At 61.0% G+C, this 20892-nt stretch carries 19 protein-coding genes; 7 read left to right on the forward strand and 12 right to left on the reverse strand.

The window, feature by feature from the left end; genetic code table 11:
• Positions 1–25 precede the first annotated feature (25 nt).
• From MTX36_RS25535 to MTX36_RS25560, 6 genes are all read right to left on the reverse strand, one after another.
• The gene (locus MTX36_RS25535; protein WP_243622426.1) at positions 26–790 is read right to left on the reverse strand and encodes an SDR family NAD(P)-dependent oxidoreductase; all 765 of its coding nucleotides are present in this window, start codon (positions 788–790) and stop codon (positions 26–28) included.
• A 20-nt stretch (positions 791–810) separates the two neighbouring features.
• The gene (locus MTX36_RS25540) at positions 811–2553 is read right to left on the reverse strand and encodes an iron ABC transporter permease (RefSeq protein WP_243622427.1); all 1743 of its coding nucleotides are present in this window, start codon (positions 2551–2553) and stop codon (positions 811–813) included.
• Positions 2553–3716, reverse strand: a complete 1164-nt coding sequence (locus MTX36_RS25545) for an ABC transporter ATP-binding protein (protein WP_243622428.1) — start codon at positions 3714–3716, stop codon at positions 2553–2555. Before MTX36_RS25545 ends, MTX36_RS25540 begins: the two co-directional genes overlap by 1 nt.
• Positions 3717–3719: 3 nt before the next feature.
• Entirely contained in the window at positions 3720–4481 is a 762-nt protein-coding gene (locus MTX36_RS25550) for an SDR family NAD(P)-dependent oxidoreductase (RefSeq protein WP_243622464.1), read from the reverse strand.
• 78 nt (positions 4482–4559) lie between these two features.
• Entirely contained in the window at positions 4560–5594 is a 1035-nt protein-coding gene (locus MTX36_RS25555) for an ABC transporter substrate-binding protein (protein ID WP_243622429.1), read from the reverse strand.
• 340 nt (positions 5595–5934) lie between these two features.
• Positions 5935–7257, reverse strand: a complete 1323-nt coding sequence (locus MTX36_RS25560) for an FAD-binding protein (RefSeq protein WP_243622430.1) — start codon at positions 7255–7257, stop codon at positions 5935–5937.
• A 205-nt stretch (positions 7258–7462) separates the two neighbouring features.
• Here MTX36_RS25560 and MTX36_RS25565 point away from each other — a divergent pair, with 205 nt between their 5' ends.
• Complete coding sequence (locus tag MTX36_RS25565; RefSeq protein ID WP_243622431.1) at positions 7463–8497, forward strand: ABC transporter substrate-binding protein; 1035 nt, start codon at positions 7463–7465, stop codon at positions 8495–8497.
• 77 nt (positions 8498–8574) lie between these two features.
• A complete protein-coding gene (locus MTX36_RS25570) occupies positions 8575–9363 on the forward strand; it encodes an SDR family NAD(P)-dependent oxidoreductase (protein WP_243622432.1) in 789 nt (262 codons plus the stop codon).
• A gap of 74 nt (positions 9364–9437) precedes the next feature.
• Here MTX36_RS25570 and MTX36_RS25575 read toward each other — a convergent pair whose 3' ends face one another.
• Positions 9438–11000: an MFS transporter gene (locus MTX36_RS25575; protein ID WP_243622433.1), complete on the reverse strand. Its 1563-nt coding sequence runs from the start codon at positions 10998–11000 to the stop codon at positions 9438–9440.
• Between the two features lie 180 nt (positions 11001–11180).
• Between MTX36_RS25575 and MTX36_RS25580 the strand changes: the two genes are divergently transcribed.
• Positions 11181–12194 carry an NADP-dependent oxidoreductase gene (locus tag MTX36_RS25580; protein ID WP_243622434.1) on the forward strand — a complete coding sequence of 338 codons (1014 nt, stop codon included), beginning with the start codon at positions 11181–11183 and terminating at the stop codon, positions 12192–12194.
• Between the two features lie 15 nt (positions 12195–12209).
• Here the strand turns inward: MTX36_RS25580 and MTX36_RS25585 are convergent, their stop codons facing one another.
• Both MTX36_RS25585 and hsaA read right to left on the reverse strand, forming a co-directional pair.
• Positions 12210–13493: a glutamine synthetase family protein gene (locus MTX36_RS25585; protein WP_243622435.1), complete on the reverse strand. Its 1284-nt coding sequence runs from the start codon at positions 13491–13493 to the stop codon at positions 12210–12212.
• Between the two features lie 45 nt (positions 13494–13538).
• Entirely contained in the window at positions 13539–14705 is a 1167-nt protein-coding gene (gene hsaA, locus MTX36_RS25590; RefSeq protein WP_243622436.1) for a 3-hydroxy-9,10-secoandrosta-1,3,5(10)-triene-9,17-dione monooxygenase oxygenase subunit, read from the reverse strand.
• A 238-nt stretch (positions 14706–14943) separates the two neighbouring features.
• Between hsaA and MTX36_RS25595 the strand changes: the two genes are divergently transcribed.
• From MTX36_RS25595 to MTX36_RS25610, 4 genes are all read left to right on the forward strand, one after another.
• Positions 14944–16107 (forward strand): Rieske 2Fe-2S domain-containing protein, encoded by a 1164-nt coding sequence (locus MTX36_RS25595; RefSeq protein WP_243622437.1) that lies wholly within the window; start codon positions 14944–14946, stop codon positions 16105–16107.
• Positions 16085–16381 carry a hypothetical protein gene (locus tag MTX36_RS25600; RefSeq protein ID WP_243622438.1) on the forward strand — a complete coding sequence of 99 codons (297 nt, stop codon included), beginning with the start codon at positions 16085–16087 and terminating at the stop codon, positions 16379–16381. Before MTX36_RS25595 ends, MTX36_RS25600 begins: the two co-directional genes overlap by 23 nt.
• Positions 16382–16409: 28 nt before the next feature.
• Entirely contained in the window at positions 16410–17198 is a 789-nt protein-coding gene (locus tag MTX36_RS25605; protein ID WP_243622439.1) for an SDR family oxidoreductase, read from the forward strand.
• A gap of 61 nt (positions 17199–17259) precedes the next feature.
• Entirely contained in the window at positions 17260–17718 is a 459-nt protein-coding gene (locus MTX36_RS25610; RefSeq protein WP_243622440.1) for a nuclear transport factor 2 family protein, read from the forward strand.
• On the opposite strand, the gene MTX36_RS25615 is transcribed toward MTX36_RS25610, so the two are convergent.
• From MTX36_RS25615 to hutH, 3 genes are all read right to left on the reverse strand, one after another.
• On the reverse strand, positions 17656–18312 hold the full coding sequence (locus MTX36_RS25615; RefSeq protein WP_243622441.1) for a GDSL-type esterase/lipase family protein: 657 nt from the start codon (positions 18310–18312) through the stop codon (positions 17656–17658). The genes MTX36_RS25610 and MTX36_RS25615 overlap by 63 nt on opposite strands.
• Positions 18313–18402: 90 nt before the next feature.
• Positions 18403–19176 (reverse strand): histidine utilization repressor, encoded by a 774-nt coding sequence (hutC, locus tag MTX36_RS25620; protein WP_374230543.1) that lies wholly within the window; start codon positions 19174–19176, stop codon positions 18403–18405.
• 121 nt (positions 19177–19297) lie between these two features.
• Complete coding sequence (gene hutH / locus MTX36_RS25625) at positions 19298–20878, reverse strand: histidine ammonia-lyase (RefSeq protein ID WP_243622442.1); 1581 nt, start codon at positions 20876–20878, stop codon at positions 19298–19300.
• Between the last annotated feature and the right edge of the window lie 14 nt (positions 20879–20892).

The following is a 20892-nucleotide window of genomic DNA, read 5'->3' on the forward strand; positions in this document are numbered from 1 at the left end:
TCCACCCCGTTTATTCGACGGTCGGTCAGGCGCAGGTCCAACCGCCGTCGACGTACAGTTCGGTTCCGGTGACGAACGTCGAGTCATCGCCCGCCAGGAAGGCCACAGCGGCAGCAACTTCCGAAGCTCGACCCAATCGACCCATCGGCGTATTCGCAATCATCGCCTGGTGTCGTTCGCTGCCCTCGTAACGCTGCAGCAATTGCTGGGTCTCGATGAATCCCGGATGCACCGAATTCACGCGTACACCCTTTGGAGCCCAGTGCAATGCGGCGTTTTTCGTCATCGTGCGCACCGCGCCCTTGGCGGCCGCGTAGGCAAAGCTGTTACCCAACCCGCCGACCGTACCGAGGATCGAGCAGATGTTGACGACCGAACCGCCGCCGGTGCTTTCGATATAAGCCCCAGCATGTTTCATACCGAGCCACGTTCCGGTCTGACTGACCTCGATGACTCTGTTGTACCGATCGAGGTCTTCGTCGACGACGGAAGCCACACTACCGATCGCACCGTTGTTCACCACGGCGTCGAGTCGGGAATACCGCTCGGCGACGGCCTCGAGGACGCTCTGCCATTGCTCTTCTCGGGCGATGTCGAGTGCGAGTGCCTGATGTCGGTCGGGGCGATCTTGCTTCTCGACCAGTTGGGCGCACGCGTCACCGTTGATGTCGGTGACGATCACCGATGCACCTTCGGCCGCGAGCCGGCCGACGATATCGACGCCGATACCGCCGGTGGCTCCGGTTACCAGTACTACCTTCTCTTGCAAACGCGTATTTCCTACCGACATCGTTGCAGATTCTCTTTCTGTCACAGCTTGCTCAGGACGTTGCGGCCGCCGACGAGCATGGCGATGGCAACGCCGATCGTGGTCACCGCGGTCATTAGCAGAGCCATTGCGGCAACCATCGGATACGAACCGTTCTGCCACATGTCGAAGAGCAGCGTTCCCATAACCTGAGTTGTGGAAGCGCGCACCAGCAGCGAGGCGGCGAACTCGTGCGTGAGCAGGATGAACATCAACGCGACGGCACTGAGAATCGTCGGACGCATGAGCGGCAGCATGATTCGCAGTGTCGTGACGAAGGGGGATGCACCGCTGGTGGCCGAAGCCTCGTTGTATGTGTTTCCGAGCGCGAGCATGGCTGTCATCTGCATTCGTGTGGCGAATGGCAACATCAGGACTATGTAGACCAGGATGATGACCGTGCGGGTGCCGTACAGGATGAACGGCGGCTCCGTATACGTCAGCAGGAAGCCGACGCCGAAGATCACCGCGGGGATGCCGAGTGGCAGGGCGGTCATCAGATCGGCCAGCAATGACAGGATCTTGAAGCGTCGCCCGCGGACAAGGAGGTTGGCCAGCGCGTACCCGATCGGAATACAGATGATCACCGCACCGAGTGAGGTAAGTACGCTGGTGACAACGGATTCGATGATCGCATTGGTCGACCAGAGTTCCCGGAAGTTGTCCAGGGTCAGTAGACCCCAGGACAGCGATCCGGACCAGTACGGGGTCAGCGAGACGATGATCAGCCCGATCAGCGGAATGACCAGTGCGAACATCGAGAAGATCACCACGGTGGCCGTTGCCCAGGTTGCGCGTCCGGTGGATGAGGCAAATGCCTTGCCGCCGTGCGTGACAAACCGAGTCTGGTTGCCCAGCAGGACCTTCTGCACCAGGACGAGCACCAGACCGAAGATGATCAGTGGCGAACCTGCAGCTGCCGCGGCCGCGAAGTCCGAAGGAGACTCGGACACACGACGGTACATCTCCGTGGTCAGGACCTTGACGCCCGAATTCTGGCCCAGCAGTAGCGGACCTGTGAACTGTCCCAGGCCGAGCAGAAGCGCGATTCCGCCTCCGTAGATGAGCGAAGGCCGCAGCAACGGGAGCACGATCTTGAAAAAGATTCCGACCGTTGACGATCCGCTCACCTGAGCAGCTTCGAGATGTTCCGAACTGATGTTCTGCATCCCAGCGCTGACGAATAGGTAGACAAACGAGGTGAGGCCGAAACCAGTGAGGATCACGATCCACGGAATTGTGTACACATCGATGGGTCCGGTGTCAGTTCCGCTCCACCATGGGAGCTTTCGCAAAATCACGTTGAGGTAGCCAGGACCGGGGGAGAGCAGGAATGCCCAGCCGACGATGTTCGCGACAGCCGGCATGACGATCGGGAGAATGGGGACGATGCGAAGCCACCCCAGCTTCTCCGGGAGTCGGCTGGCTGCGAAGGCCAGGACGGTACCGAGGACCATCGCGATCACCAGTGAGCCGAGTGCCAGCGCGATCGTCGTCCAGATGGCCTCGGCAACGTCGTAGCGTCCGTACTGGGTACGGTAGCCGGCGCCGCCGTCCTCGAATGCCAACATCTGCAGTCGAATCATCGGCAGCACTACAAGATATGCAATAACGGCGATCAGAATCGTGTAGCCGATGCGCGCTTGCCACTGCCGTGAAATCGAGAAAGACTTGACCGATCCGCCGGCGGTTGCGGTTGCGGTTGCGGTTGCGGTTGCGGTTGCGGTTGCGGTTGCGGTTGCCATCAAGATCGATCTCCCACACCTGGTGCGACCAGCTCGGGCACGGTCACCCTGGCGCCATCCGGATGGGCGTAAACCCGCAGGCTGGACGGGGAGAAGCTGATCACCATGGGGGTACCCGGCGCGCTGGCGCGCAACGTGGCACTGTGCTCGGCGGCACCGGCGCGCAACGACAGTTGCTCGGTACCGGTCTTGACCAACACGTCGAAATGCCTGCCGGCGTACTCGTACGTCACCAGTTCTGCGTGCAGTGCAACGTTGCCGGCGGGAACGTCGTCCATCGATGCGTGCATCTGCACGTCGTCCGGGCGGAACCGCGCCACTGCGGCGTTGCCTTCGTCGGCCTGATCGCGCACGACGGCGTTGCTGAGATCGATGATGTCGTTGGCGCTGGTGATCCACCCGTCATGGCCGCGACGCAGTTCCAGTCGATTACCCATGCCGATGAATGCGGCGACGTACTCGGACACCGGATTCTCGAATACGTGTTCCGGCGCGTCGTACTGCTCGATCTTGCCGGACTTCATGATTGCGATCCGATCGGCGAGAGCAAACGCCTCTGCCTGATCGTGCGTGACGAAAACGGCGGTGAAACCGAGGCTTTGGTGTAGCTGATGGATCTGGGAGCGAACCTGGTCGCGGAGGCGTGCATCCAGGTTGCTCAGGGGCTCGTCGAACAAGACCAGATCCGGTTGCGCAACGAGGCCACGGGCGACGGCAACTCGCTGCTGCTGCCCACCGCTGAGCTGCGACGGGTACCGATCGAGCAGCGCGCCGCAATCGACCATCTCGGCGGCCTTCTCCACCGCGCCGTCGGCGATGGCCTGCTTGAGCTTGCGAACCTTGAGCGGGTAACGGATGTTGTCCCGGACCGTCATGTGCGGCCAGAGCGCATAAGACTGGAACACCATGCCTATGTTCCGCTTGTGGGCGGGCACATCGGTTTTGGTGGAGGCGTCGAAGACCTGCCTGCCGCCGAACGAGATGGAACCACCCTGTGGGGTTTCCAATCCGGCCAGGCACCGCAGCGTTGTGGTCTTGCCGCAACCACTCGGGCCGAGCAGGACAAGGAACTCGCCCTGCTCGATTTCGAGATCGAGTTGGTCGACTACCACGTTCGATCCGTAGGTCTTCGTGAGACCTGTAACTGCGAATTGTGATGCCATTTCTTATTCTTTCTCGTTCGAAATTTTTGGGGTGCGGACACCGGCAGCTGTGCCGCCGTCCACGAGTAGATCTGTTCCGGTCATGTAGCTGCTGTCGTCGGTGGCGAGGAACCGAATTACCTTCGCTACCTCTTCCGGCGCGCCGCGCCGCTGCATCGGAATGCTGCGTACGTAAGCTTCGACGTCGTCGTTGGCGAAGTCCGCGACCGAGGTGATTTCAGTTTCGATGCTGCCGGGGCAGACGGAATTGACTCTGATTCCCCGATCGGCGAGCTCGAGTGCGGCCACCTTGGTCAGGGCCCGAACTCCGAATTTTGCTGCTCCGTATGCACCCAACTCCGCAGTGGCCAGCACGCCGCGCAACGACGCGAGATTGATGACGGAGCCGCCGCCGTGCATGGCTGCCGCTGCCGCTTGCAGTCCCAAGAATGTGCCGACGAGATTCAGGTCGATCATTCGTCGGAACTGATCCAATGTGGTGTCCGCCAGAGTTGCCTTCATCGCAGCTCCAGCACTGTTGACCAGCACCTGGATGTCGTGGCCGTTCTTGGCCATCACGGAAGTTGCTTCGAACCATTCTGTTTCACTCGTCACGTCGAGGTGGCGGTAGTGAGCGTCGGGACCCAAGGTCTCGGCGAGCGCAGCTCCGGCGTCGTCGTTGACATCAGTGAGATAGACAGTCGCCCCGTGCGCGGCGAACAGTTCGGCGCAGGCCCCGCCGATACCCCCGGATGCTCCCGTGACGAGTACGTTCGTCCCGCGCATCGAATCTGTGAGGTGATTCAAGTTCAGCCCTTCCGCTTGTTGATTGTCGCTTATGTTCTGCGGAGCCATGTTTCGGTTCTACTGGAAGAGCTTTTGCCACTGCTGGGAATACTGCTCAACTTTGGCTGGCGTCAGATTTTCGGGGTTGGGCAGTGCGATGTCCTGCGCCCGGGCGACCGCGCCGGGAATATTGGGAAGTGCGGCAGCGTATCCGTCGTTGAGAGCAGTCTGACCCTCAACCGTGACCAGGAAATTGGCCAGCACTTGGGCGGCATTCGGATGCGGCGCGGTTTTCAGAACATGGGTGTACCACGGAGTTCCCCATGGCCGCGCCGGGAGCACCCAGTTGACGGGAGCGTCGGCATTTACCTCGGTCACCAAGGGTTGCACCGAGGGGCTAGCGACGATTTCACCGGACGTCAACGCCTGGGCCACGCCGAGGGCGCTCGGGTAGATGCGGGGTTGCAGCGCGGCGAGCTTGTCCCAGTAGTCCTCGCCGTAGACGCTCGAGAAGTGCCGGTACATGTCGACATACGAGGCGATTCCTACCGGGTTGACGATGCCGATCTTGCCTCGAAATGCCGGATTGATGATGTCCTGCGGCGACGTCAATCCGTTCGGCACCGCATCGGTGTTCCAGCCGATGGCAAAGACCGCGGCACTCGTGAGGAAGAACCGGTTGTCGAGCACGCTTGCCTCGGCATCGAATTCGGGGGCCTGGAGTGCCGGCCCGACGAGTTCGCTCGAATATGCGCCAGACTTGGCGGCCGTCTGAATCCAGGAAGCGTCGGTGAGCATATGGACGTCTGCGGTGCCCTTGCCGATCTTGTTCTCGGTTTCGACCCGAGGGTTGATGTCCGGGTCGGTGCCGCGGACGTACTCCAGCTCGATCTCGGGATATTCGGCGTGGAATGCCACCTTCAAGGCGTCGAGGTTGGCCGGTTTCTGGCTCGAGTAGAGCATCACCTTGCCCTCCTTGTTCGCCGCAGCAACCACCTCTTCCCAGCTGCCGTCGACAGCGTGTGACGACGGTTCGGAACTGCTGCATCCCGAGATTCCGACCATCGCTGCGGCGGCGCTCAGCGCCACCAGCGTGCGGACGAATGACTTCATGGCTTCCTTTCGGTCACACCACCGAGCGTCGACCGGGTCGACGTGCCGTTGGCACACCAGTGAGAGTTGTTCTCGCGTCAGCAGTTCTGAAGCTGACCGCTGCGCGCGCACTGTGATCGCGTGATGGTCTCGGGCGGGATGCTGCCGAACTGTCGACGTCCCGCCTACAAACTGAACTGATGTCAGTTCGAAGGTAGTAGGGCGAGCTTGTGATGTCAATCACGAACTTGTGAGGCCTGAGAAATCATTCAGGCGAAGCCGATACCGCCAGCATCCCGATGCCCGAACCGCCTCGAACGATCACCCCGGGGAGCGGTGCCGATTCCGTTGTCGCAAAAACTCACCTGTCGCCGGCCGCCGCGGTGAGCCCGAACACCAGGGCCGAGGCGAGGCCGCCCGCGTACGCCCGGTTCCACAATCCGCCGGTGTCGGAGCCAGCAGCAAGCAGTCCTGGGATGGGCAGTCCGACAGTGTCCAGAACCCGAGCTTGCGTGTCGACCCGAATCCCGTGAAACGGGAAGGTAACTGCGGGAACCGTTTCGATCACATAGTAGGGCCCCTCGAGCAAGGGAGCGTGGTCGAGTTTGCGGCCCGGCACCAGTTCCGCACCCTTGGTGGCCGCCTCGTTGAACTTCGTGATCGCCGCAGCGATTGCCGCGCCGTCGTATCCCCATTCCTCCGGCAAATACTCGAGCTCCTCGAGGTCCTCGGCCATGCCGACCCGGCCACCTCGCTTGTTCGCGAGTTCGAATTTGTCAACAGCCACAGCACCTTCGACATAGGATGCAATCATCCAGTCACGGTGCACCCGCGCATCGGCAATCAGCAGGCCTCTGCCCTGGGGCTGCTCGAGGAGAGCCATCGTGGTGAGGTGATCGCCGAGCGTTTCGTCTACAAACCGCTCGTTGTCGAGATTGAAGAGAAGAGCATGCTCGCTGTAGTACAGCGACATGTCGACGAAGTCCGCGGGATCGGCCAGTTCCACACCGCTCGGAATCAGATGCCCATAGAAGCCGGCATTCTCGACCCCAGTCGACGCGCCAACCTCGATTGCAAGGCGGTAACCTTCGCCGCAACTGTGGGGATTCGAGCGCAAGGCCATACGGCCTGCGTCCGGGTGGACGTGCTGAGCGAGCAATTCCTTGTTGCCTTGAAATCCGCCGGTTGCCAGTAGCGTCTGTCCGGCTCGAATCTCGCGCGCGGGCTCTGCACCCGTGCGTACCACCGCACCGCGGACGGTACCGTCCTCGAACAGGAGCGTTTCGGTCGCGGTATTGAACACGACCGACCCGCCGGCGTCGAGAACAATTCGCTTGCATGTGTCGACGTAGTGGTTGGTATCGAACCTGTGCCCGCGGCCGAAGCTGAGAATGGGCTGCGCCGGGTCGACATCGATGCCGATGGAGCGAATCCAGTCGACACCGGCATCGAAGCTGGCGATGAGGTGGCGCTTGAGAGCTTCGTCGCCGTTCGGGTTGTGCTCGGCCATGACGTCGTGATTCGGTGCAGTCCAGGCGTATCCAGCAAATCGTGCCGAACCTCCGACGTCGCCACTGACCTCGATCAAGCACACTCGTCTGCCTGCGGCGGACGCTTTTGCACCAGCGGTCAATCCGGCCATTCCCGCACCGATTACCAGCAGATCGTATTCATTGCTACTCAACTTGGCTCCAATCGTCCGGCGCCGGGAAAGCGCCTTTCGTACTAATTGAACTGACCTCAATTTGATTACAGTAGAAGCGCGGCAAGGAGTGCGTCAATCGGTGGCGCCGGCAACATGACTCTTGCGCTGTGGGCTGAGTCACCCTAAGGTGAACTGAATTAGGTTTGATCTCGCGCCAGCGAGTACCAGAAACGGAGCAGCTCGCATGATCCCCCAGGTTTTCAGAACAACGGTGGCACTCGCCGCGGTGGCACTCGCGTTGACCGCATGTAGCAGCGCTCCATCTGCCCCGTCCGAGCCGGTTTCGGGTTCGTGGGATGACGTCGTCGCCGCAGCCAATAACGAGGGAAAGGTCACGATTTACTCGACACAGGCGGCGCCCCGACTCGCAGCTCTGGAAACTGCGTTCGAAAAGGCCTACCCGGCAATCGATCTCGAGGTCGTTCGCGGAGTCGATTCGGATCTGCTTTCCAAAATCGATGCCGAAAGCAAGTCCGGCAAAGGAATCGGAGACCTCGCGGTAATCACCGACGTGCCGTGGATGAATGCCAGTAAGGATACGGACAAGGCGACCAAGCCGATCGGGCCGAGCTTCGACAACCCGGACTATCGCCGAGATACAAGCATCGTCTCGGACAAGTACTTCCTCGAAGGGGCAGTCATCCTGGGATTCGGCTGGAATACCGGCCTGCTGCCCGGCGGTGTCTCTTCGCCCGCGAATCTGCTCGCTCCGGAACTTAAGGGCAAGGTCGGAATCGTCAGTCCATCAACGTCACCGACGTACCTGGACTTCTACTCCCACATCGAGAAGTACTACGGCGGTCGGGAGTATCTGGAAAAGCTTGCCGACCAGAACCCGCGCATCTATCCAAGCAATCAGCCGCTCGCTCAGGCACTCGCTTCCGGTGAGATCGCAGCCGGCATGATGGCCGATCCGATGTTGGCATCCAAGGAGGCTGGAGCACCGGTTGAATGGTCCGCCGGAGAACATATCTGGGGAGCGCGTTGGTACGGTCTGACTCTCGGCACCGCACCCCACCCCAATGCGGCCCAGGTCTTGGCGGACTTCATGGTGACTCGCCCAGGCCAGGAGGCTACATCGGTGGGCTACAGTTCGGTGCTGCCTGACATCAAAGGTTCGCTCGCCGTTGCACAAGAGGTTCCCGATCAGAACACCGCGGTGACTACCGGTGACGGAGCCGCGCGTTACCGCGACGAACTCGAAGCCCTCTTCAACTGATAACGGTCCATGTTCACGTGTTCTACTCGCATTGCCCGCGACCGCCAAGCGGATCGACGGACTGAAAGGTGTATTCGATGTCTGATCGGCAGTTCGAGGGTCAGGTTGCTTTGGTAACCGGCGCCGGTTCCGGAATCGGCGCTGCCACAGCGCGTTTACTCTCTGACCGGGGCGCCTCAGCGGTCTACCTGTGCGACATCAACGAAGGTGGGGTGACCGAGGTGGCCGCGTCCGTCGTCGGCGGGCATGCCATCGGTCTGGATGTCGGCAATTCCTCACAGGTGACTGAGGCATTTACCCGAGTGATCGCCGAACAGGGGCGGGTCGACGTCGTCGTCCATGCCGCCGGCATCGACGATCCGAAGAGCAAGCAGCGCATCTACGAGGCCGCCGAGCGCAAGGAGCCTGTCGACGTTCTCACTCACCTCGAGGACGAAGATTGGCGACGCGTCATGTCGATCAACCTCGACGGTACGTTCTTCATACTCCGCGAAGCGGTTCGGGCGATGAAGCCGGCCGGTAGCGGCGCCATCGTGACGGTCGGCTCATCCTCGGCGTTCGACACGCTCGTCGGCTACCCGCACTACTCGGCTTCGAAGGCCGGGGTTCATGCGGTGAGCCAGGCGGTAGCTAAAGAGGTTGCGCCCTTTGGCATCCGTGTCAACACGATCGCTCCGGGACCGGTCGACACGGGGATGGCCAGTCGCACTCCGGCCAACCTTCGTGCTGCGATGACGCAGGACGGGTTCCGCGGTTACGCAACCGCCGAGGAGTTGGCAGATAACATCCTGTATCTGGCTTCGCCGGGTGCTGCCAACGTCGTCGGGGCCGTGCTGCTGAGCAACGGTGGCAGATTCACCGTCTGATCGGGGCCAGTTCCATCGAAATGCCCGGTGCTGCAGGTCTTCCCAAGACGTGCAACACCGGGCATCGCGCTATGTCAAAACAACTTCGGCTCGATGAGTACTCGGGTTTGCGGAACGGCGGCAAGGTATTCGGCCAATTTCGCCCGCACCCGGTTCTCCGGAACGGTCAGTCGCTCGGTCTCCTGGGCGAGGTACTCAGACCAATCGCGGAACGTGCAGTGCTCGACGTAGATGTCGGGCTCGCGCGCCGATCGCGACACGCTCCATCGCAGTGCACCAAGGCGGCGCCGCGAGAGTTTGAGTTCGTGCACGTTGTCGAGAAACTCTTCCGTACGGCCCGGGAGTACGTGGTACGTGGTCTCGACGATCACGCGTAGACCGGCGTATTCGGCATTGGGGGCCAAGGGATCCGGTGCGCCGGTCAGTTCGGGGGCAATCGCCTCACTCGGCATGATCCCGTGGCGAAGGGTTTCGAACACCGAAACGAACATCAACGTTGCGGCCAGGAGCACGGCAGGAACGAGGCCGAGCGAGTCAGCGAGGACGCCCCACAACAGGGCGCCGATCGCCTGACTCCCCTGAAACATCAACATAATGAAGGCGATGACACGCGCCTTGATCCACCGGGGAACCACGGCGTGAGCGGCGATCATCCAGGTGCTCTGGACCCCGACCCACGCGGCGCCGACGACTACGAGAACGGCGAACATCGCGCTGATCCACGGGATCACGGCCAAACCGACCAGGACGAGTGCATATGCACCCGAGCCTAGCGCCACGAAGTGGTTCCAACTCATCCGCGCGCGCAGCGGCATCAGCAGGATCGTGCCGAGCACGGCGCCGATTCCAATTGCGCCGGAGAGGATTCCGAAACCGAACGTGCTCACGTTCAACCGATCGTGCGCGATTAGCGGAAGTAGCCCCCACAGGCAACTCGCCGGGATCCCGAACATGTTCAGCCGCAGCAGCAATCGCCTGGTCCAGCGGGAATGGCGAATGAATCGCATGCTTCCTGCCACTGCCTGGCCTATCGATCTGTGTGCTTCGACCCGGCCGGTCGATGCGGGTAACGTCCGCGCCGCTACGAGGACACAGATGGCGAACAGTGCGGCAGTCAAGGCGAAAGCCGAAGTTGATCCCCAGCCGGCGAGTACGGCGCCGCCGATGACCGGCCCGACCGCGCGAGCGCCATTGAAGACGGCGCCGTCGATCGCAGGTACCACCGCCATCATCTCGCGGCTGACTAAGTTGGGCAGCAATGCCTGCCAGACGATGGCGACCGAGGCCAGACCTGCTCCGGCGATGAAGACCGCGAGCATCAGAATCGGAGTTTTCGCCAAGCCCAACTGCTGCAGTACGGTCAGCAGAATCGTCGACGCCGTCAACGCCAGTGCGGTACCGACGAGCAGTAGTCGATGGCTGACGTACTCGGCCAGCGCGCCGATCGGCAATGCCAACAGAAAGAACGGCAAGCTGGCGGCGAACTGCACCATCGATACCGTCGTGGCAGACTCGCCGGTTTCGGTGAACGTCCACTGCACCGCGAGTACCAGGATCCATACTCCAACACTTGCGCACAGTTGAAAACCCAGCATCATACGTAGGCGCCTGATGCGCAGTGGCGCAAAGATACTCACTGGACGATCGCTATCCATGGTGTCCCTCTCGATCAACAAACGATAAGACGAACTTAATTCAGTTTAGGTGATTTTCGTGATAGTTTCGGCATTATCGACGTCGCACTGGGTTCACTTTCCGGTGGGCGGCAAATCCCAGCTGTGCGAAAGGGTCCAGTCATCGCCATTCACAATCGAGTTGTGTGCCTCGCCTCGCGTCCATCCGGCCGTCTGGTGCCAGATCATTTCGCGATCGTCGACGCCGAAGTTCCGCCCTTGGCGCCGGGTGAGGTTCTGATCCGAAACACGTGGCTGTCGATAGACCCATCGATTCGACTGCGACTCAGTGCCGCAACGCCTTCGGGATATCTACCGCCGCTGACTCCCGGAGATCCACTGGTCGGCCTGGCGCTCGGTACCGTCGTCGAATCTCAAAGTCCCGGATTCGCTGCCGGTGAACTGGTCTCGCACATGTTCGGTTACCGCGACTACGCGGTGGTCGCCGATGGCGGTGAAACTCTCGGCGGTGCAGGCTCGTTGACGAAGATCGATCCAGGTGAGTTTGCCCCGCAGTGGTACCTCGGCCCGTTGGGCAGTGCGGGACTGACTGCCTACGTCGGCCTTTTCGAGATCCTTGAGCTCAAACCCAATGATGTGCTGTGGGTTTCGGCAGCGGCCGGTGCCGTCGGGAGCATTGCGGTGCAATTGGCGATATTGCGGGGTAACACGGTGGTGGCTTCTGCGGGTAGCCCGGAGAAAGTCGATTACCTCAGGAATGTGCTCGGCGTCTCGCACGCGATCGACTATCGTGCCGGCGACCTGAAGACGCAACTGGCCGAAGCCGTTCCCAACGGTATCGACGCCTACTTCGACAACGTCGGTGGAGATCATCTCGGCGCTGCCCTCGATCATCTCCGCCCTGGCGGGCGCGTCGCGATGTGTGGGGCCGTCTCGACCTACGACACGGACTCCCCCGAACCCGGGCCCCCCAATCTCTTCCAGATCACTGCTAAATACCTGCAGCTCAGAGGATTTCGAGCCGGATCGTACGATCACCTGTATGCAGACATGCGATCGGAGGTCGGAACGCATCTGGCCGATGGGGCCATGACTTATGAAGAGTCTATCTACAGCGGCCTCGAGCAAGCTCCATCCGCTCTGGTCGGAATGCTCAACGGCCGCAACACCGGAAAAACCTTGTGCAGACTGGACTAGACCTTCTACCCGTCGTCAAACACTCCAGGCATATCGAAGACGCTCGACAACGGCGGACGCATCCAGGCCTGCGCATCTCGAATGCTCGAGCTCTTTCACTGCCACCAAGGCTTCGATGATCGAATCTCCGAGGGAGCTTCGCGCAACCCCGGACGCACGCAGTCGCTGCAGAATCTCACCCATATCGGTGGGCACCCGTTCACCCCGCGCGCTCTCCGTCAATGTGGATGGATTGACAGTCACTTCCCGAGGTAGCGGAGTCTGGTTGACGATTCCTGCGTGAGCTGCTGCGAGAATTGCCGCCGTGGCGAGGTACGGATTTGCCGACCCGTCCATGACCTTCACTTCGACGTTGGCACCGTGCGGATTTCCCGAGGACTCGGCACAGAATCTCACTGCCGCCTCACGGTTTTCCTGGCCCCAGGTGATGAACGCACCAGACCACATGTTGGGCTGCAACCGCATTCCGGATAGCGGCGAGGACGCCAACACCGCCGTCAGGTCACCGAGGTGAGCTACCAAGCCGCCCAACGCGCCGGCGCCGTCATCAGTCATGCCGTAAGCCTGCCGCCCTCCGGAAAAGATCGGTACACCCGCCCGAGTCAACGAAAAATGTTGATGCGCGCCATTTCCCGAACTTCCGACGGTAGGCATCGGAGAGAAGGACACCGTCATTCCATGCGCTCGCGCCGTGCGACCGATCAGAATTCGAGCCAAGATCACGTTGTCGGCTGATTCGACCGGCGATGCCGGAGCAAGCGAGATCTCGAACTGACCCGGACCGTATTCCGCATGGAACTGTTCGATATTCAATTGGGCGCGTTGAGCATTCGCAAACAACTCCCGAATGAAGCTCTCCTGCGCAAGTGCCGCCCCAAGTCCGTACGCCGACCACTGCTCGTCGGGTACGCCACCGAAAAGCGTGAACTCGATTTCGCGCCCCACCAGCGCCTCGAGATCGTTGCTCGCAAGCACCGAAGTTGTGCGTCGCAAAGCCTCACGACTGCACACGGGCGAAACCGATCCGTCCAACTCGTGCAGCGTCGCGGGCGCCCAGGACACGCCATCGCCCACGTCGCGGAGGTCAGATTCCGAAATTCTCAACCGAAGATCGCCCACCACCGAATAGTTTTCGGTAAATGCGAGGGCGTCGTCGGCGCAGAACACGTTCCAACTGGGCGACGCCCCCATACCGCTGGAAACAAAGGCATCAACCCTGTTCGCCGGCACTACTTTCGCTCTCGCCACACCTGCGAGATCGACGATCGAGCCGATTACCAGCGCCGGGGTTTGCGTCACCTCCCGGAGATTACCCACCCGAAGGGGAGGAAACCCACGAAAGCGTCAGATCAAGTTGTCTTCCACCGGCAAACCGAAAGCGGCCCGCCCGTACAACGCCAACGCGCGTTCCGGTTCGTTCGCGACATGCACGCTGCCCGCATGAACGTCGCGCCATGCCCGCTCGATGGGGTTACCGCGCGAAAGTGAGTTTCCACCCGCCGTCTTGAACAACATGTCGATCGCTTCCACCGAACGTTCCGTCGCACGAACCTGGTCGCGTCGTGCACGCAGTCGCATCGACAAAGGCAACTCCTGGCCGGCCACAGCAAGTTCGTACATCTCACGAATATTGCGATCCATCTGCAAAATCGCGGCATCGATTTCCGACGACGCACGAGCCACCGCCACCTGAGCGAACTGATCCTCGCTGAACCGTCCACCGCCCAAGCTGAGGCGGACACGTTCACGCATCACTTCGAGGTAGCCCTCGTAACAACCGGCGACGATGCCCACCGAGGGCGCCGCTACTGCCGACGTGAAAATGCTTCCGAAAGGCAATTTGTAGAGCGGACCGGGATTGACGGCCTGGCCTGGTCCCTCCAAGTGGGCCGTCTCGTAATTTTGCTTCAGCCGATGATCCGGAACAAACGCCTTCTTGACGACGATCTCGTTGCTCGCCGTTCCGCGCATGCCCACGACATCCCAGACGTCGCGGATCTCGTAGTCAGAACGGGGCACCAACACCGTCATGAAATCGACGGGGCGCCCATCCATGCCCACGACCATCGCACCCAGCAATGCCCAGGTTGCATGTTCACAACCCGAAGAGAATCCCCAGCTGCCGGTCAGTTCATAGCCGCCCTCCACTGCCGTCAATCGACCGACCGGCGCGTACGCCGAAGAGATGAGCGTCGTCGGGTCATCGCCCCACACGTCTGCTTGAGCTCGATCGTCGAACAAGGCCAGATGCCACGGATGCACTCCCACCACCGACGCGACCCATCCCGTCGAACCACACGCAGCGGAAATCGCGCGGATAACTTCGAAGAACTGAACTGGATCGCCCTCGGCACCGCCGTAACGCTTCGGTTGCAGCATCTTGAACACCCCGGCGTCGCCGAGCTCACGAATCGTACGATCGGATATCTTCCTGGAGTCGTCCACTTTCTGGGCTCGCTCGGCAATCTTGGGTAGCAGATCGCGAACAGCGCTCAGAACCTTGTTGACCATGGGAAGACACACTCCTTGCACCGATCGGGGAGGCCTGATCAGATAGACATAACGGCTGCCCTGAAACCATATCTTGAACCACTGTTCCGGTGACCGGACGTCCCGGAGGCCGGGACGGCTGCACTCCGCGAACTCTTGCCCCGGCGGTCCCGCCCAGTGAGACGACCTAGGGGTTCGCCACTACAGCTCCCCTAGCGTCACTTTTCAAGATACTGACCGTGAAAGGACGGGACTCATCGTGACGATCAATCAGTCCGACCGCGACGAGGTTCGCGAGATCCAAGCCGGAACCGCACCTACTCGCTTCGCACGTGGATGGCACTGCATTGGACTCACGGAGTCCTTCAAAGATGGAGAGCCGCACTCCATCGAAGCCTTCGGCACCAAGCTCGTCGTGTTCGCCGACAGTGAGGGCAGCGTCAAGATTCTCGACGCGTACTGCCGTCACATGGGTGGCGACCTGAGCCAGGGCACCATCAAGGGCGACGCCATCGCGTGTCCGTTCCACGACTGGCGTTGGGGCGGCAACGGCAAGTGCCAGAAGATCCCGTACGCACGCCGCGTGCCTCCGCTCGCGAAGACCCGCGCCTGGCACACCCTCGACCAGGACGGAATGCTCTTCGTCTGGAACGACCCCGAGGGCAACCCGCCGCCGGCCGACGTGACCATTCCCCGCATCGAAGGCGCACTCTCCGACGAGTGGAGCGACTGGGTCTGGTTCACCACGACCGTCGACACCAACTGCCGTGAAATCGTCGACAACATCGTCGACATGGCGCACTTCTTCTACGTGCACTACTCCTTCCCGACGTACTTCAAGAACGTCTTCGAAGGCCACACCGCCACGCAGTACATGCGTGGAACTGCCCGTACCGACATGCGCCCGCATGCCGCCGGCACCCCGCAGATGCTCGGCAGCGACTCCACAGCCACGTACTTCGGTCCGTCGTTCATGGTCGACGACCTGATCTACCAGTACGAGGATCACAACATCGACTCCGTACTCATCAACTGCCACTACCCGGTCAGCGCGGACAAGTTCGTACTCCAGTACGGCATCATCGTCAAGAAGTCGGACCGTTTCCAGGGCGACGCAGCCGACTCGATGGCCAAGAACTTCGGCACCTTCATCGCCAAGGGCTTCGAGCAGGACGTCGAGATCTGGAAGAACAAGACTCGCATCGAAAACCCGCTCCTCTGCGAAGAAGACGGCCCGGTTTACCAGCTGCGTCGTTGGTACGAGCAGTTCTACGTCGACGTCGCCGATGTCGCTCCCGAGATGACCGAGCGTTTCGAGTTCGAACTCGACACCGCTCGTCCCGTCGCAGCGTGGAAGCAGGAAGTCGAAGACAACCTTGCGGCAAAGAAGGCCGAAGCAGATGCAGCCGCTTCAGTGCACTAAGTGCCAGGCGCAGGTCCTCGTTCAGAAGAACAGCTGGGAACACACCACTGTCCAATGGAATGACACGGCCCGCGAAACCTGCCTCGAGATCGCCGACGAACGTGAATTCGGCCGACGCGAGGGACGCCCCGGCGCCCCTCGCAAGCAATGCGGTGCTTTGATCGCGTCCATCGTCGAGGCGGCCAAGGCCGGCGAGATCGAGGTACTCGACGACGCTCCGGTGCCGAAGCCGATCGTCGACGACAGCGAACCTGCACCCGCTCCATTCCACTAGCCAGCAACATCTTTCGAAGAAGGTAGTAATGATCGATCCTCAGTACTACGGCCCTTGGGCAGTCATCGCCGGCGGTTCCGAAGGTGTAGGTTCGTCCTTCGCCGACGAGCTCAGCAAGATCGGCATCAACCTCGTGCTCATCGCCCGCAAGCCGGGCCCGCTCGAGGAGACCGCGGCGAAGGCTCGCGCCAACGGCGTCGAAGTACGCACTCTTGCACTGGATTTGCTCGTCCCCGACGCGCTCGACCAGATCAAGGCTGTCACCGACGACGTCGAGGTGGGCCTGCTCATCTTCAACGCCGGCGCCAACAGCTACGGCCACGAGTTCGTCACCGGTGACCTGAAAGGGTTTGCCGGAGTTATCGAACTCAATATCAACAAGCAGCTCGAACTCTCGCACCACTTCGGCGCCTTGATGAAGGAACGTGGACGCGGCGGCATCATGCTGCTCGGCTCACTGGCCGGATACATGGGCTCCGAGCATCAGAGCATCTATGCAGCTTCGAAGGCCTTCGGTCGCATCTTCGCCGAAAGCCTGTGGCTCGAACTCGAGCCTTACGGCGTTCACGTCCTCGAGTTCATTCTCGGTGTCACCCGTACCCCGGCTATGGTCCGCGCAGGCCTCAACTTCGACATCCCCGGCATGAACGTCTCGGAGCCTGAAGATGTTGCCCGCGAAGGCCTCGAGCACTTGGCTGACGGTCCGATCTGGGTTGCCGGCGGCAACTACGAAGGTGCGAAGAAGCGCAGCGGATTCCCTCGCGACAAGATGGTCAAGGGCGCTGCCGAAGCTATGCGCAAGCTGCTCAACCGCTGATTTTCGACTCGCTGCTGTGCGCCTTTATTAACCCTCCTACGTTAAGAAAGGCGCACAGCAGATGAGCGTCGACATCAACAGTCTTTTTGCCGAGCGTGACATCACCCGCTCCATTTCCGAATTCGCTCGAGCAATGGATGCTCGCGATTGGGACGAACTTCACCGGATCATGACGCCCGACGCCACTGCCGAACTCGGTACCGGAATTCTGAACGGGCCTGCCGAGGTAGTCACCGCAATTCGATCATTCCTCGACGAGTGTGGCCCCACCCAGCATTTGATCGGCAACGTGCTTGTCGACGTCGACGGTGACCGCGCCACCAGCCGTGCCTATGTCAGCGACATGCACCTGGGCACCGGCAGCAAAGCGCATCTGAACTTCGCCACCCTCGGCGACTATCACGATTCCTGGGCCCTGATCGACGGCACCTGGCGAATGACGCACCGCACCAAGCATTCACACGGAATTCGCGGCTCCATCGAGGTTTTGGGCGCTGGACCCAGCGGCTGGCGTCGCTGAGCTTCCCTCGATCCAGGCCAACCAGGTCGGCATCAGCAACTGTGCAAAGGCTTGATACCCCCCTGACCCCGGATGCGCTCCGTCGCCCTCGGCCACCTGCCTCATCCAGACCTCGGTCGCCCGAAGATCGTCGAACACACTGCAGTACTGAACATTTTGCTGTTCGCACATCGCCGCGAAGTCCTCGTCCAGCATTCGCGTTCGTTCATTCTGCAATTCATCGAATACCGGTGGTGGACCGACTACCCAAGGCTGCCAACCCTGTAGTTTCGCCAATTCCGTCATCGAACGGAGGTTGGATACCGACTCGGCGCGTTCGACCCGAGTTGCGCCGCCCTCTTCCGTCGTATCGTTGACTCCGCACGAGAACACCACCCGGGCGTCGCAGTCGCGAGGCAACCGGGCTTGCGCTTCCGCAAACCAGCGGGCTTCGATGTCCCGCGTTGTCTGCCGACGCACCCCGAGGTTGTAACTGGTAATCGGACCACCCGGCACAGCCGACGCAAGCCGACCGGCCCAGCCTCGATGGTCGGGATCACCCACCCCTGCGACAAACGAGTCGCCGATGAAACACACACGAAAATCGCTACGCATTCAGCAATACTCTCACCCCGAATATTCAGTCGCAGAACCGGATACCGGCACGATGGATGGAGCGACGCAGATCACTTTTCCCCGGTGCGATCAGCGCTCGAAGGTGCCTTCGAGCCGGTTGCGTGATCCCGGATGAATGAGCCTGGCTGCGCTCACCAATCCTGTGGCCGACCAGGTTCGTCGGCGAATCAGCAGGCAAGGTTCCGACTTGGCGATGCCCAGCAACTTGCACTCTTCTGCACTACCCAGCACTGCTTCGACCACATGTTCACCTCGAACCAACGGAGCCACTTCACTGAGGTAGGTGTTGGGTGTTACTGCCGTGAAATCTTGTGTGAGATAACCGGGTGCCTCGGCCGGGTTCACGAAACGTTCCTCCACCTGAATGGGGACGTTGTCTTCGAAGTGAACCAAAAGCGAGTGGAAAACCTTCCGCCCCAATGAATCGCGAATGAACGAGTCCTTGCCGTCCGTGGTCTCCTCGCGAATGAACACCACTTCGGTTCGGTGCCGGTGACCACGCTCCTGGATTTCGTCGGCGATGTTCTTCACCTCGAACAGCGGGGAAGCCGCTTTGGCTACAGCAACAAATGTTCCGACGCCCATCATTCGGACGATCAGTCCGTCGGTGGTGAGCTCACGCAGTGCACGATTGATGGTCATCCGGGAAAGCCCGAGCGCACCGACCAGTTGATTCTCCGAAGGTAGCTGATACCCCTCGGGCCACTGGCCTGAATTAATCTGCGACACAACCAAGTTCTTCACACGCTCGTACGCCGGCGCCGAATCAGCTCTGCTATTGCGGTACAACACAGCAAGCTGCGCGTCCACCTCTGCCATCGCCATCTTCACGTACCTGTCCATCGAATACCTCGACGAGTGCGTCGCCAGTGGGCACAGTCTATCGGCTCGAGTACGGAGAATATGGCAGATGCGGCGAACGGATGACGCCGATGTCGTCCGTTCGCCGCATTCTTCTGTCGTGTCAGTCCAGTACGCCGATGACTTCTTCCACGCACTGGAGCAATGCACCCGTTTCGGCGAGAACCACGACGGCCTCAATTTCCGGCGCGAGGTACCTGTCCGGACCGGGGCCTTGTACATGCTCACGAATAAGTGCATGCACTGCGCCTGTCGCCGGAGAAGGCTCCAGCGGCTTACGGAAATCGAGAGCTCGCGCTGCTGTGAGCGCCTCGATTGCCAGCACTCGGGTGAGCCCGTCGACCGATTTGCGCAACTTGCGTGCCGCAGACCAACCCATCGACACGTGGTCTTCCTGCATCGCCGACGACGGGATGGAGTCAACACTCGCCGGAGCCGCCAACCGCTTGAGTTCAGAGACGATCGCAGCCTGCGTGTACTGAGCGATCATGTGTCCGCTGTCCACGCCCGGGTCGGCAGCCAGGAACGGAGGCAGACCGTGACTACGAGACTTGTCGAGAAAGCGATCCGTGCGCCGCTCGCTCATGCTCGCAACATCCGCGGTGACGATGGCCAGGAAATCCAACACATAGGCAACCGGCGCACCGTGAAAGTTGCCGTTGGACTCGACGCGACCGTCGAGTGTAACAACGGGATTATCTACAGCACTTGCCAATTCACACTCAGCGACGCGACGGGCGTGAGCCAATGTGTCGCGCGCACCTCCCGCAACTTGGGGAGCGCAGCGCAGCGAGTAGGCATCCTGCACGACCGTGCAATCGTCGTTTGCATGGCTGGCGACGATACCCGAGCTTGCAAGTACACGACGCATGTTCCCTGCCGATACAGCTTGCCCGGTTTGCGGACGGAGGGCCTGCAGGTCCGCAGCGAAGACCTTGTCCGTTCCGAGCAATCCTTCGACGCTCATGGCCGCAGTGATGTCGCACAGCCGAAGGAGCTTGTCGAGATCATGGCAGGCGAGAACAAGCATGCCGAGCATGCCGTCGGTGCCGTTGATGAGAGCCAATCCCTCCTTCTCCTCCAACACCACCGGCACCAAACCCGCTTTGGCAAGCGCGTCTGCCGCCGGCATCAACTGGCCGCTCGCGTCACGTACCGTGCCTTCTCCGATGACCGCGAGGGCGACGTGCGACAACGGCGCCAGGTCTCCGGAACATCCGAGGCTTCCGTACTCGTACACCACCGGAGTGATTCCGGCAGAGAGCATTCCGGCATACGCCTGCGCGACGACCGGACGAACTCCGGTGCGGCCGGTCGCCAACGTCGACAGTCTGAGCAACATCAGCGCACGAACGACTTCGCGTTCAACCTCCGGGCCTGAACCTGCCGCGTGAGAGCGAACCAGGCTGCGCTGCAGTTGCGCTCGCAACTCGACCGGAATGTGACGCGTCGCAAGGGCGCCGAAACCTGTAGATACTCCGTAGACCGGTTCGGGCGCCTGGGCGAGAGCTTCGATCCTCAACCGCGTCTCACCGATGATCGCCAGCGAATCTGCTGACAGTTCCACGCTGAAGCCGTGGCGTGCGACGTTGACTACGGCTTCGGGCAGGACTGGTCCGATTCCGACCACAACTTTGCCGTTCACGGTCCGCTCCTCGTGGTTTCGAAGGGTATCTGTAGCCATATTCTTCTCCATAT

It is taken from the genome of Rhodococcus sp. ARC_M6 (genome assembly GCF_022810305.1).
Taxonomy (GTDB): Bacteria; Actinomycetota; Actinomycetes; order Mycobacteriales; family Mycobacteriaceae; genus Rhodococcus_F.

Coding starts and splice junctions, on each gene's coding strand:
- MTX36_RS25535 (WP_243622426.1), bottom strand. CDS start 790: ATGTCGGTAGGAAATACGCGTTTGCAAGAGAAGGTAGTACTGGTAACC.
- MTX36_RS25540 (WP_243622427.1), bottom strand. CDS start 2,553: ATGGCAACCGCAACCGCAACCGCAACCGCAACCGCAACCGCAACCGCA.
- MTX36_RS25545 (WP_243622428.1), bottom strand. CDS start 3,716: ATGGCATCACAATTCGCAGTTACAGGTCTCACGAAGACCTACGGATCG.
- MTX36_RS25550 (WP_243622464.1), bottom strand. CDS start 4,481: ATGCGCGGGACGAACGTACTCGTCACGGGAGCATCCGGGGGTATCGGC.
- MTX36_RS25555 (WP_243622429.1), bottom strand. CDS start 5,594: ATGAAGTCATTCGTCCGCACGCTGGTGGCGCTGAGCGCCGCCGCAGCG.
- MTX36_RS25565 (WP_243622431.1), top strand. CDS start 7,463: ATGATCCCCCAGGTTTTCAGAACAACGGTGGCACTCGCCGCGGTGGCA.
- MTX36_RS25570 (WP_243622432.1), top strand. CDS start 8,575: ATGTCTGATCGGCAGTTCGAGGGTCAGGTTGCTTTGGTAACCGGCGCC.
- hsaA (WP_243622436.1), bottom strand. CDS start 14,705: ATGGTCAACAAGGTTCTGAGCGCTGTTCGCGATCTGCTACCCAAGATT.
- MTX36_RS25600 (WP_243622438.1), top strand. CDS start 16,085: ATGCAGCCGCTTCAGTGCACTAAGTGCCAGGCGCAGGTCCTCGTTCAG.
- MTX36_RS25605 (WP_243622439.1), top strand. CDS start 16,410: ATGATCGATCCTCAGTACTACGGCCCTTGGGCAGTCATCGCCGGCGGT.
- MTX36_RS25610 (WP_243622440.1), top strand. CDS start 17,260: ATGAGCGTCGACATCAACAGTCTTTTTGCCGAGCGTGACATCACCCGC.
- MTX36_RS25615 (WP_243622441.1), bottom strand. CDS start 18,312: ATGCGTAGCGATTTTCGTGTGTGTTTCATCGGCGACTCGTTTGTCGCA.
- hutC (WP_374230543.1), bottom strand. CDS start 19,176: ATGGACAGGTACGTGAAGATGGCGATGGCAGAGGTGGACGCGCAGCTT.
- hutH (WP_243622442.1), bottom strand. CDS start 20,878: ATGGCTACAGATACCCTTCGAAACCACGAGGAGCGGACCGTGAACGGC.